The organism is Citrobacter sp. Cpo074, assembly GCF_030332745.1.
In the GTDB taxonomy this organism is placed as follows: domain Bacteria; phylum Pseudomonadota; class Gammaproteobacteria; order Enterobacterales; family Enterobacteriaceae; genus Citrobacter; species Citrobacter portucalensis.
On the sequence record NZ_JAOWHG010000027.1, the window covers coordinates 789,049 to 804,070 of the forward strand.

At 53.1% G+C, this 15,022-nt stretch carries 11 protein-coding genes; 5 read left to right on the forward strand and 6 right to left on the reverse strand.

The window, feature by feature from the left end; genetic code table 11:
- Positions 1 to 75: 75 nt before the first annotated feature.
- The 3 genes from lolE to lolC are packed head-to-tail and all read right to left on the reverse strand — an operon-like array spanning position 76 to position 3,213.
- Positions 76 to 1,320, reverse strand: a complete 1,245-nt coding sequence (lolE, locus tag OGX83_RS08415; RefSeq protein WP_003030804.1) for a lipoprotein-releasing ABC transporter permease subunit LolE — start codon at positions 1,318 to 1,320, stop codon at positions 76 to 78.
- A complete protein-coding gene (gene lolD / locus OGX83_RS08420) occupies positions 1,320 to 2,021 on the reverse strand; it encodes a lipoprotein-releasing ABC transporter ATP-binding protein LolD (RefSeq protein WP_003832278.1) in 702 nt (233 codons plus the stop codon). The genes lolE and lolD overlap by 1 nt, the downstream gene beginning before the upstream one ends.
- Positions 2,014 to 3,213 carry a lipoprotein-releasing ABC transporter permease subunit LolC gene (gene lolC / locus OGX83_RS08425; RefSeq protein WP_153753296.1) on the reverse strand — a complete coding sequence of 400 codons (1,200 nt, stop codon included), beginning with the start codon at positions 3,211 to 3,213 and terminating at the stop codon, positions 2,014 to 2,016. Before lolC ends, lolD begins: the two co-directional genes overlap by 8 nt.
- Positions 3,214 to 3,474: 261 nt before the next feature.
- On the opposite strand from lolC, the gene OGX83_RS08430 reads away from it, so the two are divergent.
- The 3 genes from OGX83_RS08430 (at position 3,475) to ldtC (ending at position 9,224) form a co-directional block, all read left to right on the forward strand.
- Positions 3,475 to 4,539: an acyltransferase family protein gene (locus tag OGX83_RS08430; RefSeq protein WP_153753298.1), complete on the forward strand. Its 1,065-nt coding sequence runs from the start codon at positions 3,475 to 3,477 to the stop codon at positions 4,537 to 4,539.
- Between the two features lie 117 nt (positions 4,540 to 4,656).
- The gene (gene mfd / locus OGX83_RS08435) at positions 4,657 to 8,103 is read left to right on the forward strand and encodes a transcription-repair coupling factor (protein ID WP_079935354.1); all 3,447 of its coding nucleotides are present in this window, start codon (positions 4,657 to 4,659) and stop codon (positions 8,101 to 8,103) included.
- A gap of 155 nt (positions 8,104 to 8,258) precedes the next feature.
- Positions 8,259 to 9,224, forward strand: a complete 966-nt coding sequence (gene ldtC, locus OGX83_RS08440; protein ID WP_032944376.1) for a L,D-transpeptidase LdtC — start codon at positions 8,259 to 8,261, stop codon at positions 9,222 to 9,224.
- Positions 9,225 to 9,310: 86 nt separating this feature from the next.
- Here the strand turns inward: ldtC and bhsA are convergent, their stop codons facing one another.
- On the reverse strand, positions 9,311 to 9,568 hold the full coding sequence (gene bhsA, locus OGX83_RS08445; protein ID WP_003030810.1) for a multiple stress resistance protein BhsA: 258 nt from the start codon (positions 9,566 to 9,568) through the stop codon (positions 9,311 to 9,313).
- 243 nt (positions 9,569 to 9,811) lie between these two features.
- Between bhsA and comR the strand changes: the two genes are divergently transcribed.
- Complete coding sequence (comR, locus tag OGX83_RS08450; RefSeq protein WP_274659814.1) at positions 9,812 to 10,447, forward strand: TetR family copper-responsive transcriptional repressor ComR; 636 nt, start codon at positions 9,812 to 9,814, stop codon at positions 10,445 to 10,447.
- Positions 10,448 to 10,702: 255 nt separating this feature from the next.
- Positions 10,703 to 12,883 (forward strand): TonB-dependent siderophore receptor, encoded by a 2,181-nt coding sequence (locus OGX83_RS08455; RefSeq protein WP_048235621.1) that lies wholly within the window; start codon positions 10,703 to 10,705, stop codon positions 12,881 to 12,883.
- A 57-nt stretch (positions 12,884 to 12,940) separates the two neighbouring features.
- Here OGX83_RS08455 and OGX83_RS08460 read toward each other — a convergent pair whose 3' ends face one another.
- Positions 12,941 to 13,480, reverse strand: coding sequence for a glycine zipper 2TM domain-containing protein (locus OGX83_RS08460; RefSeq protein WP_003030814.1), 540 nt, complete (start codon positions 13,478 to 13,480; stop codon positions 12,941 to 12,943).
- A 168-nt stretch (positions 13,481 to 13,648) separates the two neighbouring features.
- Positions 13,649 to 14,953 (reverse strand): NADH-quinone dehydrogenase, encoded by a 1,305-nt coding sequence (gene ndh / locus OGX83_RS08465; RefSeq protein WP_003832263.1) that lies wholly within the window; start codon positions 14,951 to 14,953, stop codon positions 13,649 to 13,651.
- Positions 14,954 to 15,022 lie beyond the last annotated feature (69 nt).

Sequence of the window (15,022 nt, forward strand, 5' to 3'; positions counted from 1 at the left end):
ACACGTCATCCTTCAAGATGCCTCTGCGTTGGCTACGCCTTGATGCAGCATGAATGCTGTCGTGTATTATTGTTGTTATTGGCCGCTAAGTACTCTCGCAGGATCAATATTGCTGGCGCGACGCGCCGGATACCAACTTGCCAAAAGACTCAGCACGAGTGCTGTCACCAGCACGTAAATCACATCCAGCCAGTGTAATTCCGATGGCAGGAAGTCAATGAAATAGATATCGCCGGACAGGAACTGATGGCCGATAAGCGCCTCAATCCCGTTTATGATCGGCGTCAGTTGCAACGAGACAACCACCCCGATGACGACGCCTATCAGGCTACCGAACAGACCCGCCAGCAGGCCGTACCAGACAAAAATGGCACGGATCAACCCATCTTTCGCCCCGAGGGTTCTTAATACCGCAATATCGCCGCTTTTGTCTTTTACCGCCATCACTAACGTGGAAACGATATTAAAACAGGCCACGCCAATCACCAGCACCATAGCCAGATACATAATGGCGCGGATCATCTGAATATCGCGGTACATATAGCCGTAGGTGCCGATCCAGCTCTTGATGTAAACATAGTTATTGGTGACTTCACCCGCGTCTCGCACCAGCTTATTGGCGTTAAACACGTCGTTAACCTTCAGCGCGATCCCGGAGACGCTGGTTCCCATATCAAGATATTGCTGCGCATCTTCCATTGGGATCATGGCAAAGCTGTGATCGAGCTGACCGCTCAGTTGCAGGATCCCCGTCACGTGCAAACGCACGCGTTTAGGCTGCTGTAGCTTATGATCCGCACTGGCGTTAGGGATCATAATCGACACCCAGTCACCCTGCTTCACCTTCAGCGCATCGGCAATACCCTTACCAATGATGATTTGTTGTTCACCGGCTTTAAAATTATCCCAGGCGTGGTTTTGCACAAAGGATGGCAACGCGCTTAAACGCTGTTCCTGTTTCGGGTCTACGCCCTTCACCTGCACCGCGCGTAAGTTCGCCCCGCTCTCCACCAGTCCGGTAAAGTTGATATAAGGCGCCGCGGCGACAATACCCGGCACTTTTTGTACCTTGTCGAGCGCTTCCTGCCAGTTATTCCACGGCTGATTTACGGCTTCAATCTCTCCGTGTGGGACTACGGCCAGAATACGGTTGTTCAGCTCACGCTCAAATCCGTTCATGGCACTTAAACCGACGATCAACACCGCCACACCCAACGCGATGCCAACGGTAGATATCACCGAAATTAACGAAACCATACCGCCGCGCCGCCGACCACGGCTAAAGCGCAGACCAATCAATAACGATAAAGGCGAAGCCATTACTCAGCTCCCATCAGGCTCAGTTCAGCCGTCAGGCGACCATCGCGCATTTCAAGCTGGCGACTCATCCGCTTCGCCAGTTGCAGATCGTGCGTCACCACCAGAAATGCCGTGCCCTGAGAGCGGTTCAGCTCACCCAGAAGCTCGAAAATGCTGTCCGCGTTACGCGCATCCAGGTTACCCGTTGGCTCATCTGCCAGGACCAGGCGCGGGTTATTCACCAGCGCACGCGCGATGGCCACACGCTGGCGTTCGCCGCCAGACAGTTCAGACGGGCGATGACTGGCACGATGATCCAGCCCTACCGCTTTCAGCATGTCCCGTGCGCGCTCGGTGATTTCAGCCGGTTTTTTCTTGCCGATCAGCAGCGGCATCGCTACGTTTTCCAGCGCGGTAAAATCCGGCAGCAAATGGTGGAACTGGTAAATAAAGCCCAGCTTCTGATTGCGCAGTTCCGCTTTCGCCGCCGACGAGAGCTTGCTCATTGGCTGACCGCTAAAAATGACGTCACCGGAAGTCGGGGTATCCAACCCACCTAACAGATGCAGCAACGTACTCTTGCCGGAGCCTGAGCTGCCGACAATCGCCATCATCTCACCTTCGCCGACGCAAAAACTGACATCGTGCAGTACATCGGTCTGCACAGTGCCTTCCTGATAGCGTTTGCACAGGTTGTCGCATTGCAACAGGATCTTATTCATAACGTAAAGCCTCAGCGGGTTGAGTGGCGGCAGCGCGCCAGGAAGGATAAAGCGTAGACAGCAGCGCGATGGCCATCGCCACCAGCGCAATGACGATAACCTGCAGCGGCTCGATAGCGACCGGCAGCGCAGCGCCATCCAGCAGCACACCAATAATTGGCATCAGATTGTTCAGTTGGCTGGCGAGCAAGGTACCCAGTACAGCGCCCAGCAGCGCGCCAATCACCCCGGCACTGGCCCCCTGAACCATAAACACCATCATTATCTGCCGCGGCGTTAGCCCCTGCGTTTGTAAAATCGCCACTTCCCCTTGCTTCTCCATTACCATCAGACCCAGCGAGGTAATAATATTAAAAGCCGCCACCGCCACGATCAGGCTAAGCAGCAGCCCCATCATGTTCTTTTCCATGCGCACGGCCTGGAACAGTTCCCCTTTGCGCTCGCGCCAGTCCTGCCATTTGGTGCCTTGCGGCAGCGTTTGCTGGCTCAGCGTGTCAACTTTTAACGGTTCGTTCAGCCACAGACGCCAGCCAGTGATATTACCCACCGGATAACGCATCAGACGCGAGGCATCCTGAATGTTGGTCAGCATCTGGTAGCCATCGACTTCGCTGTTGGCGGCGAAAGTGCCAATCACTGTAAACAAACGCTGGCTCGGCAAACGTCCCATCGGCGTAAACTGGCTGGCCGAGGGCACCATCACACGGATTTGATCGCCACGGTTCACGCCCAACTGCCCGGCAAGCTGCTCGCCGAGGATGACATTATACTTACCCGGTTGCAGATCTGTTTGCTTCACATTGACCAGATACGGCGTTAACGGATCTTTTTGCGCCGGATCGATACCGAGCATCACGCCGACCGCCACGCTACGCGCACTTTGCAGCACCACATCTCCCGTAGTTATAGGTGCAACGCGGTTGACGCCGTTCAACACCACCGCTTTTTCCGGCAGTTGTTGCGGGTTGAGGGAACCCTGTTCAGACGAGAGTACGGCCTGAGGCATCAGGCCAAGAATATTGTTTTGCAGCTCGCGCTCGAAACCGTTCATCACCGACAACACCGTGACCAGCGCCATTACCCCGAGAGTAATGCCTATGGTGGAGAGCCAGGAAACGAAGCGACCGAAGCGATCTGCTGCACGCCCACGCATATAACGCAGGCCGATGAATAGAGCGACAGGTTGGTACATGAAATCCGTCTGGTTGCTGTTAGCAAAGTCACGAGTATATAAGCGAAAGCGGAATGGGTAAATGACTGAACCGTAAGTGTTCGTCAGCACTATTCCTAAAAGTATAAATAAATCAATTCGCTAAAGTTGTCCCTCTACCCTTCAGCCCGGGTCCCTGATCTTTATCTTAAAAAAACAAAATGCAGACAGTTACGCATTACAGCGCACAGCGGGTTGCGCAGGATGGCAGGCTATAGCCAACAATATGGATACGCCGTCTCGATGAAGAAAAAAGAACTATGGATTAATCAAATCAAAGGGTTATGTATTTGTCTGGTGGTGATTTACCACTCGGTAATCACGTTTTACCCGCACCTCACTACTTTTCAGCATCCGCTTTCAGAGCTGCTGAGCAAATGCTGGATTTACCTCAATTTGTACCTGGCGCCGTTTCGCATGCCGGTCTTTTTCTTTATTTCGGGGTATCTGATCCGTCGCTACATTGATAGCGTCCCGTGGACCACCTGCGTGGATAAGCGGATCTGGAGCATTGCCTGGGTGCTGGTGCTTTGGGGAGTAGTGCAATGGCTGGCGTTAGTCGCGCTCAATAACTGGCTGGCCCCACAGCGCGATCTGAGCCATGCTGCCAACGCCGCGTATGCCGATTCGATCGCGGGTTTTACCCACGGAATGCTGACCGCCAGTACCAGCTTGTGGTATCTGTACGCGCTGATTGTCTATTTTGTTCTGTGTAAAATTTTCAGCCGCTGGGCGGTGCCGCTGTTGGCGGTATTTGTGGTGCTAAGCGTGGCGATCAATTTTGTCCCGACGCCGTGGTGGGGAATGAACAGCGTGATTCGCAATCTGCCCTGGTACAGCCTCGGTGCATGGTTTGGCGCAACGCTGATGGTATGGATTAAGGAGGTGCCCCTGCGCCGCCATGCGGTCATTGTTCTGGTTAGCGCAATCGCCGCCGTCGTCGCGTGGCTGGCAAATGTCTCACTATTACTTTCTCTGCTTTCCATTGTGCTGATCATGAAGCTGTTTTATCAATTTGAGCTGCGCTTTGGTATGCGTGAGTCCGGCCCGTTAAGCGTGATTGGTGCCAATACCATCGCCATCTACACCACCCACCGTATTCTGGTTGAGCTGTTCAGCTTAACGCTAATCCCCAAAATCAATCATACCGCCTGGCCTGTATATGCGGAGCTGGCCCTGCTGCTGGTGTATCCGTTCGCCTGCCTGCTACTGTGCACCTTGTTTGGCCTGTTGGTACGTAAAATTTCACAAAAAACAGTGGCCGACCTGCTCTTTTCCCCGCCTTCTTTATCGGCTGTCTCGCGCTAACCCCTACGCGCTTTTGCCCCCATCAGGGGGCGAATCAATTTGCTTATGAGAAACGATCACGGATAATAAAGAACATTGCTTATCAGATGTATATCTAAACGAGATCCTGACAACCGAATGCCTGAACAACATCGTTACACGCTCCCGGCGAAAGCTGGCGATCAGCGCCAGTTAGGTGAGCTTACCGGTGCCGCCTGCGCAACGCTGGTCGCCGAAATCGCCGAACATCACGCGGGTCCAGTGGTCCTGATCGCGCCGGACATGCAAAATGCGCTGCGTTTGCATGATGAAATTCGTCAGTTTACTGACCAGATGGTGATGAACCTGGCCGACTGGGAAACGCTACCCTACGACAGCTTTTCTCCCCATCAGGAGATTATCTCCTCGCGGCTCTCCACGCTGTATCAACTGCCTGCCATGCAGCGCGGCGTGCTGATCGTTCCGGTAAATACACTGATGCAGCGCGTTTGTCCGCACAGCTATCTGCACGGTCATGCGCTGGTCATGAAAAAGGGCCAGCGACTTTCACGTGACGCTCTGCGTGAACAGCTGGACAGTGCGGGCTATCGCCATGTTGATCAGGTGATGGAGCACGGCGAATACGCCACACGCGGCGCGTTGTTGGATTTGTTCCCGATGGGCAGCGAGTTGCCTTATCGTCTGGATTTCTTTGATGACGAAATCGACAGCCTGCGTCTGTTTGATACCGACACCCAGCGCACGCTGGAAGAAGTCGATGCCATTAATTTGCTTCCCGCACACGAATTCCCGACTGACAAAACGGCCATCGAGCTATTCCGCAGCCAGTGGCGCGATACCTTTGAGGTGAAACGCGACGCCGAACATATTTACCAGCAGGTCAGCAAAGGCACGTTACCTGCGGGTATTGAATACTGGCAACCGCTGTTTTTCAGCGAGCCGCTGCCGCCGTTGTTCAGCTACTTCCCCGCCAATACGTTATTGGTCAATACCGGTGATATCGAGACCAGCGCAGAACGCTTCCAGGCCGATACCCTGTCACGCTTTGAAAATCGCGGTGTTGATCCGATGCGCCCGCTTCTGCCGCCGGAATCGCTGTGGCTGCGGGTTGATGAGCTGTTTTCTGAACTTAAACGCTGGCCGCGCGTTCAACTGAAAACCGAGAGTCTGGCGAACAAAGCAGCGAATACTAACCTCGGGTTCCAGAAGCTGCCGGATATCGCCGTTCAGGCACAGCAAAAAGCGCCGTTAGATGCGTTACGTAAATTCCTTGAAGGCTTCACCGGTCCGGTGATTTTCTCGGTGGAAAGTGAAGGCCGCCGTGAAGCACTTGGCGAACTGCTCGCCCGTATCAAAGTGGCGCCGAAGCGGATATTGCGACTCGATGAAGCCGTAGATAACGGTCGTTATCTGATGATTGGCGCAGCTGAGCACGGCTTCATCGATAGCAAACGCAATCTGGCGCTGATTTGTGAAAGCGATCTGCTTGGGGAACGCGTGGCGCGCCGCCGCCAGGATTCTCGTCGCACCATCAACCCGGATACGTTAATTCGTAACCTCGCAGAGCTGCATCCCGGTCAGCCGGTGGTGCATCTGGAGCATGGCGTGGGTCGTTATGCCGGTATGACCACGCTGGAAGCGGGCGGCATCACCGGTGAATATCTGATGCTCACCTATGCCAACGACGCCAAACTGTACGTGCCGGTGTCGTCACTGCATCTGATCAGCCGCTATGCAGGTGGCGCAGAAGAGAATGCGCCGCTGCATAAACTTGGCGGCGATGCCTGGTCACGTGCCCGACAGAAAGCCGCTGAGAAGGTGCGCGATGTTGCGGCAGAGCTGCTGGATATTTATGCCCAGCGCGCGGCGAAAGAAGGCTTTGCCTTTAAGCATGACCGTGAACAGTATCAGCTGTTTTGCGACAGTTTCCCGTTTGAAACCACGCCTGACCAGGCGCAGGCGATTAACGCGGTACTCAGCGATATGTGTCAACCGCTGGCCATGGACCGCCTGGTGTGCGGCGACGTCGGCTTTGGTAAAACCGAAGTCGCGATGCGCGCGGCCTTTCTCGCCGTAGAGAACCACAAGCAGGTTGCCGTGCTGGTGCCGACCACCCTGCTCGCACAGCAGCACTTCGACAACTTCCGCGACCGCTTTGCCAACTGGCCGGTACGCATTGAGATGTTGTCCCGTTTCCGTAGCGCCAAAGAGCAAGCGCAGATTCTGGAGCAAGTTGCCGAGGGAAAAATTGATATTCTCATCGGCACGCACAAACTGCTGCAAGCGGATGTGAAGTTAAAAGATCTGGGTCTGCTGATTGTCGATGAAGAGCACCGTTTCGGCGTGCGCCACAAAGAACGCATCAAGGCGATGCGCGCAGATGTCGATATTCTGACCCTGACGGCAACGCCAATTCCACGTACGCTCAATATGGCAATGAGCGGCATGCGCGATCTGTCGATTATCGCCACGCCGCCCGCTCGTCGTCTGGCGGTCAAAACCTTCGTGCGCGAATACGACAACCTGGTGGTACGCGAGGCGATCCTGCGTGAAGTTCTGCGCGGGGGACAAGTTTATTATCTGTTTAACGACGTCGAAAACATCCAGAAAACCGCTGACAGATTAGCTGAACTGGTGCCGGAAGCGCGTATTGGTATCGGTCACGGACAAATGCGCGAGCGCGAACTGGAACGCGTGATGAATGATTTCCACCATCAGCGTTTTAACGTGCTGGTGTGTACCACCATTATCGAAACCGGGATCGACATCCCCACCGCTAACACCATCATCATCGAACGAGCGGATCACTTCGGTTTAGCGCAATTACACCAGTTGCGCGGTCGTGTGGGACGTTCTCACCACCAGGCTTACGCCTGGCTGCTGACGCCGCATCCGAAAGCGATGACCACCGACGCGCAAAAACGTCTGGAAGCCATCGCCTCGCTGGAAGATTTGGGTGCAGGTTTTGCGCTGGCGACCCACGACCTCGAAATTCGCGGCGCCGGGGAATTACTGGGTGAAGATCAGAGTGGTTCCATGGAAAGCATCGGCTTCTCACTGTATATGGAACTGCTGGAAAACGCGGTCGATGCGCTCAAAGAAGGGCGTGAGCCGTCACTGGAAGATCTCACCAGCCAGCAAACCGAAGTTGAACTGCGCATGCCGTCTCTGCTGCCGGATGACTATATCCCGGATGTAAACACCCGACTGTCGTTCTACAAGCGCATTGCCAGTGCGAAAGGCGAAAACGAACTGGAAGAAATTAAGGTTGAGCTGATAGACCGTTTTGGCTTGCTGCCCGACCCGGCTCGTACGCTGCTGGATATCGCCCGTTTACGCCAGCAGGCGCAGAAACTGGGGATCAGAAAGCTCGAAGGCAATGAAAAAGGCGGTACCATTGAATTTGCCGAGAAAAACCACGTCAACCCGGTCTGGCTGATTGGTTTACTGCAAAAGCAGCCGCAGCACTTCCGTCTGGACGGTCCAACCCGGCTGAAATTCATGCAGGAGTTGAGCGAGCGTAAAACGCGGATCGAATGGGTCCGCCAGTTTATGCGTCAGCTTGAAGAAAACGCCGTAGCATAAGCATAGTGAACAGGCCGGGTGAGCACACCACTCACCCGGCCTGATGAATTTACAAACTCTTTGCACTTCCCTGCACTTCCCGACACAGCAAACAGCCATAATTCTCGTTTACTTTTACATAATAAAAACCACGTAAAAACAATGGATTTATGGTGATGTTAAACAATAAACGACTCTCTCGCTGGCTCGCGTTTTTTACGCTTGCAGCGACATTCGCGTTAGCACTTCCGGCTCAGGCAAACACCTGGCCGCTGCCGCCACCGGGAAGCCGTCTGGTGGGTCAGAATGCCGTTCACGTTGTTGAAGACAATGGCGGTTCTCTGGAAGCGATTGCGAAAAAGTACAATGTCGGCTTTCTCGCGCTGCTGCAGGCCAACCCTGGCGTTGACCCTTACGTACCACGTCCGGGCAGCGTTTTGACGATCCCGTTACAAACTCTGCTACCTGATGCCCCGCGCGAAGGTATTGTTATCAACCTCGCTGAACTGCGTCTTTATTATTACCAGCCGGGGACCAATTCGGTGACCGTGTATCCTATTGGTATTGGTCAGTTAGGTGGTGACACGCTGACGCCTACGATGGTAACCACCATCTCTGATAAACGCGCCAACCCCACCTGGACGCCGACGGCAAATATCCGCGCGCGATACAAAGCAAACGGGATTGACCTGCCTGCCGTTGTGCCTGCCGGTCCGGATAACCCGATGGGCCATCATGCGATTCGCTTAGCGGCATACGGCGGCGTGTACCTGTTGCACGGTACAAATGCTGATTTTGGCATCGGAATGCGCGTCAGTTCCGGCTGTATTCGTCTGCGCGACGGTGATATAGAAACCCTGTTCCGTCAGGTAACGCCCGGAACTAAGGTCAATATTATCAATACGCCGATCAAAGCATCCGTTGAGCCTAACGGCGTGCGCCTGGTGGAAGTACACCAACCGCTGTCCGAAAAAATCAATGACGACCCACAACTGCTGCCGATCGTGCTGAACGCGTCCATGCAGACATTTAAAAATGCGGCGCAAACAGATACCGCCGTCATGGATCATGCGATGGAGATTCGCTCAGGCATGCCGGTCGATGTGACTCGTCATCATGATGTTGCTCAACAACCGCTGTAAACGTAGTGTATAAAAAAACCCCCGCTGGATTTTATTCCGCGGGGGTTTTTTATTTAACTCGCAGTGGCATTGCGATGGGTTAAATCTTATTTGTAGATAACAGCAGTTCCGTGAAGAGTGTTAGGACCGGTAACGGAAGTAATACGGAAAGACTTCGCACCCATCTCATCGGCTTTCTGCGCCAGTTGATCTTCCAGAGAACCTAAGTTAGTCCCCGCATTCGCAGAAATAGTACCGACTTTCTCTTGGCCCGCAGGAGTGGACTGAACTTCAACAGCGGCAAAGCTTGCAAATGACAGTGAGCTAAGAACAGCAGCGACAAACAGTGTTTTTACGTTTTTCATGATAGTGACCTTTAGCAGATGAATGGGTGTCGAAAAGATTAACTTAACGATCGATAGGTAAATCATAGGTGTGATCCAGGTCACACGTCAACATTTTTTTATAATGATCGTTATATAAAATATAAAGGTCTTATTTTTCATACTAATAGCTATAAATTATTTTTATCGTGAATCCGCTGGAGTGTGCAGTCGAATATTTTTATAATGGTTATTCAATAAACCCAACAAAGGTACATCGGCGCCATGACAACTGAAACGACAGTTTGTGCAAAAAAAAGCCGTGGCCGACCAAAAGTGTTCGACAGGGAAGCCGCGCTTGATAAGGCCATGACACTCTTCTGGCAGCACGGATATGAAGCGACCTCGCTCGCCGATCTCGTGGAAGCCACCGGCGCAAAAGCGCCCACGCTGTATGCGGAGTTCACCAATAAAGAAGGGTTGTTCCGTGCCGTACTGGACCGCTACATCACCCGCTTTGCGGCGAAACACGAAGCCCAGCTGTTTTGTGAAGAAAAAAGCCTTGAGTCTGCACTGGAAGACTATTTCACCGCTATAGCGACCTGCTTTACCAGCAAGGACACCCCGGCGGGATGTTTCATGATTAATACTTCTGCGACGCTGGCAGCCTCTTCCCGCGATATTGCACACACGGTGAAATCCCGCCATGCAATGCAGGAACAGACGCTTACCCAGTTCCTTCACCAGCGCCAGCAACGAGGCGAAATTCCGGCCCATTGCGACGTGCAAAAACTGGCCGAATACCTGAACTGTATTTTACAAGGTATGTCGATCAGCGCCCGTGAAGGCGCAACGTTTGAAAAACTGATGCAGATCGCACACACAACTCTGCGGCTGTGGCCCGAACTCGTCAAAGCTTAACCCTTTCCCGCAATTCCCCCGCTGTACTCACACCACCGGGAGCTGATAAAGCCCCCGGTTAGATTCCCGTTCTATTGTCCCTACATTTCTCATTGTTTTCATCGTGTTACCCGATCATTTTTTGTAAAAAGTATTGATAACGACAATTATTATCAGCAATATTCGCATTTGTTTTAATGCCTGTTTCACAATGTAACCATCGGTTTCTCTACCGCTATAACAAAAACAGACCGACTTTTTTTAAAAGGAATACAAATGCATAAGCGTCTCTGGGTGCTCAATCCTCTCCTGTTATCTTTAACTCTACCCGCTGTTGCGGCTGAGGAAGAGAACCTCATCGTCAGCGCCAACCGTAGCCAGCGCACAGTGGCAGAAATGGCGCAAACAACCTGGGTTATTGAAGGAAGCGAGATTGAACAACAGGTTCAGGGAGGAAAAGAGTTCAAGGATGTTCTTGCTCAGCTAATCCCAGGAATCGATGTTAGTAGCCAGGGACGCACAAACTACGGCATGAACATGCGCGGTCGCGCCATTGTCGTGCTAATTGACGGCGTCCGTCTGAACTCCTCGCGAACCGACAGCCGTCAGCTTGACTCCATTGACCCATTTAACATTGCGCATATTGAAGTCATTTCAGGCGCAACCTCTCTTTATGGCGGTGGCAGTACCGGCGGATTAATCAACATTGTCACCAAAAAAGGTCAGCCGGAGCGTGAAGTAGAACTCGAACTGGGGAGCAAAAGCGGCTTCAACAATAGCAACGATCATGATGAACGCGTTGCCGCGGCGGTGAGTGGCGGAACCGATCGCGCTTCCGGGCGTATGTCCGTCGCGTATCAACGATTTGGCGGCTGGTATGACGGTAATCACGATGCCCTGCTGCTCGATAACACCCAAACCGGGCTACAGCACTCCGATCGCCTGGACGTCATGGGCACAGGGACGATTGAACTTGACGACAACCGTCAGTTGCAACTGGTTACGCAGTACTATAAAAGTCAGGGGGATGACGATTACGGGCTGGATCTCGGCGAGAACATGTCCGCCGTGACCGGAAACGGCAAAGCATACACCAGCAGCGGACTGAATTCCGATCGTATTCCCGGCACCGAACGTCATCTTATTAGCCTGCAATATTCGGATGCGGATTTTTTTGGCCAGAACCTGGTCAGCCAAATCTATTACCGTGACGAATCGCTGAAATTCTACCCCTTCCCTACGCTCAGCAAAGGCAAAGTCACCAGTTTCTCCGCATCACAGCAGGACACAGACCAGTTTGGTGCCAAAATTACCCTCAACAGCCAGTTGATGGATAACTGGGAGCTGACGTGGGGTGTCGATGCCGATCACGAAACCTTCGACTCCAATCAGAAATTCTTCGATCTGGCCTGGTCCCTGCCCTCCGGCGGCATGGACAACCGTACCGCTTATACCACCGGGCGTTACCCCGGTTACAGCATCACCAACTTCGCGCCTTTCCTGCAAAACAGCTATGACATTAACGACATTTTTACCCTCAGCGGCGGCGTGCGCTATCAGTGGACCGAAAACAGGGTTGATGATTTCGTTGGCTATGCTCAACAGCAGGGAATCGCGACCGGGCTTGCGAACTCTGCCGATACTATTCCGGGCGGCAAAACCGATTACGATAATTTCCTGTTCAACGCCGGTATCCTTGCCCACCTGACCGACCGTCAGCAAACGTGGTTTAACTTTTCTCAGGGCGTGGAGCTTCCGGACCCAGGGAAATATTACGGTAATGGTACCTATTCGCTGGTTGGCGATCATTACCAGCTCCAGCGCAGCGTCAACGTGGCGGATTCACGTCTGGAAGGGATTAAAGTTAACTCGTACGAACTGGGGTGGCGCTACACCGGCGATAGTCTGCGCACGCAACTGGCCGCTTACTACTCGACTTCAGATAAATCGATCGTTATCAACCGCAGCGATATGACCATTAACGTTCAGCCCGACGATCGCCGCATTTATGGCGTTGAAGGTGCGGTGGATTATTTCATTGCGGACACGGACTGGAGCCTGGGTGGCAACTTCAACGTCATTAAATCGGAAGTGAAACAGAACGGTAAATGGCAAAAATGGGATGTCACGCTGGCCTCACCGTCCAAAGCAACCGCGTGGGTCGGCTGGGCACCAGAACCGTGGACCTTGCGCGTACAGAGCCAGCAAACATTTGATCTGACCGACGCCAGCGGTAACAAGCTGGATGGCTATAACACGATGGACTTTATCGGCAGCTATCAGCTCCCGTTGGGTAAGCTGACCTTCAGCGTGGAAAACCTGCTGAATGAAGAGTACACCACACTGTGGGGACAACGTGCGCCACTGCTGTATAGCCCAACCTACGGCAGCCCGTCACTGTATGAATACAAGGGCCGGGGTCGTACTTTTGGTCTGAACTACGCCTTAACCTTCTGATAAAAAAAGCCCCCCAGCCTGAGCGAATGGGGGGCTAATGTTCAGGATAATGCTATTTTACGCTTTGTTATTCAGTACCAACTGTCCGTTGTTATCCAACGGAATTTGCGCGCCGGGGTCCTTATCCATACGGATTTTCCCCTGCTGATCGCCAATTTTGTACGTCACGTCGTAGCCCAGCATCTTTTCAGATTTGTCATACACCGTTTTACAACGCTGCTGCGTGGTGGTGTAAGTATCGTTTTCCTGCATCGAACCCTGAATCTGGTTACCTGCATAGCCGCCGCCTAAAGCACCGGCCACGGTAGCAATATCTTTACCACGTCCACCGCCAAACTGATGCCCAATAACACCACCCGCAACCGCGCCCAGTACGGAACCCGCGATACGGTTTTCATCTTGTACCGGCTTGCGGTGGGTGACCGTTACGTTCCGGCACTCCTGACGCGGTGTTTTTACCGACTCTTTAATCGGTGTTGCAGAGACAACTTGCGCATACTGTGGGCCACGCTCGAAAACGTTCAGACTGGCCACCGCTGCAACACCCAGCGCAGCAGCTACGCCAATCCCTATACCCGCCAACATTGATTTATTCACGGGACTACCTCCTTTTTTGCTATTAGCAACAACTTTGCAACAGAAGGTAAGGAATGCCAATCAGATTACGGATGAAAATAGCGGGAGGTGGAGCGAAAGCGGAATGATTCAGACAACTCTGAAGGAAGGCGTCGGATGCGTAAAATCATCCGACGCCACAGGTCGATATTAATGCAGTTTCAGACGCGGGCGAATCACCCGGTTGATACTGCCGACCAGCATCATCAGGCCGGTTTTGAAGTAGCCGTGCAAAGCAATCTGGTGCATGCGGTACAGTGAGATGTACACAAAGCGCGCAATACGTCCTTCCACCATCATCGAACCACGGGTCAGGTTGCCCATCAGGCTACCCACGGTAGAGAAGTTAGAGAGCGAGACCAGAGAGCCGTGATCTTTGTACTGATACGCTTTCAGCGGCTTACCGTTCATCTGTGCCAGAATATTGTTCATCGCGCAGGTCGCCATCTGGTGTGCTGCCTGAGCGCGCGGAGGCACAAAACCGCCTTCCGGGCGAGCGCAGGAAGCGCAGTCGCCAATCGCGTACACGTCAGGATCGCGCGTGCTCTGCAGAGTTGGCTCAACCACCAGTTGGTTAATACGGTTCGTTTCCAGACCGCCAATGTCTTTCATAAAGTCTGGCGCTTTGATACCCGCCGCCCACACCATCAGATCGGCTTTAATGTATTCGCCATCTTTGGTGTGCAGTCCCCCTTCGTCAGCGCTGGTTACCATCGTCTGGGTCAGTACGCGTACGCCCAGTTTGGTTAACTCATTATGCGCAGCACCGGAAATACGCGGCGGCAACGCAGGCAGAATACGCTCACCGGCTTCGACCAGCGTAACGTTCAGCGCGTCATTGGTCAGCCCTTTGTAACCATAGCTGTGCAGTTGTTTTACCGCATTGTGCAGCTCAGCGGAGAGTTCAACACCCGTCGCACCGCCGCCCACAATGGCGATATTCACTTTTCCGTTAGCGCCCAGATTCGCGGAATACTTCAGGAACAGATTCAGCATCTCCTGGTGGAAACGACGCGCCTGATGCGGGTTATCGAGGAAAATGCAGTTTTCTTTCACGCCAGGGGTGTTGAAATCGTTGGACGTACTGCCCAACGCCATCACCAGCGTGTCATACGGCACTTTACGCTCAGGAACCAGCAGCTCACCCTTCTCATCGCGCAGCTCAGCGAGAGTAATGGTCTTCGCTTCACGATCGATATCCACCACCGAGCCTAACTGGAACTGGAAGCCATGGTTACGAGCATGAGCCAGATAACTCAGCGCATCCACACCTTCGTCCAGTGAACCCGTCGCCACTTCATGCAGTAACGGTTTCCACAAGTGACTGTGGTTTCTGTCTACTAGTGTGATTTTGGCCTTTTTCTTACGCCCGAGTTTTTTACCCAGCTGCGTCGCCATTTCCAGTCCGCCAGCACCGCCGCCGACAATCACGATCCTTTTCAATGGTGTAGTCAACGTGACCCCCTCAAATTTATTAACCAATTGTTAATTAAAAGTTATGAGCATAGCCTTTAATTAACAACA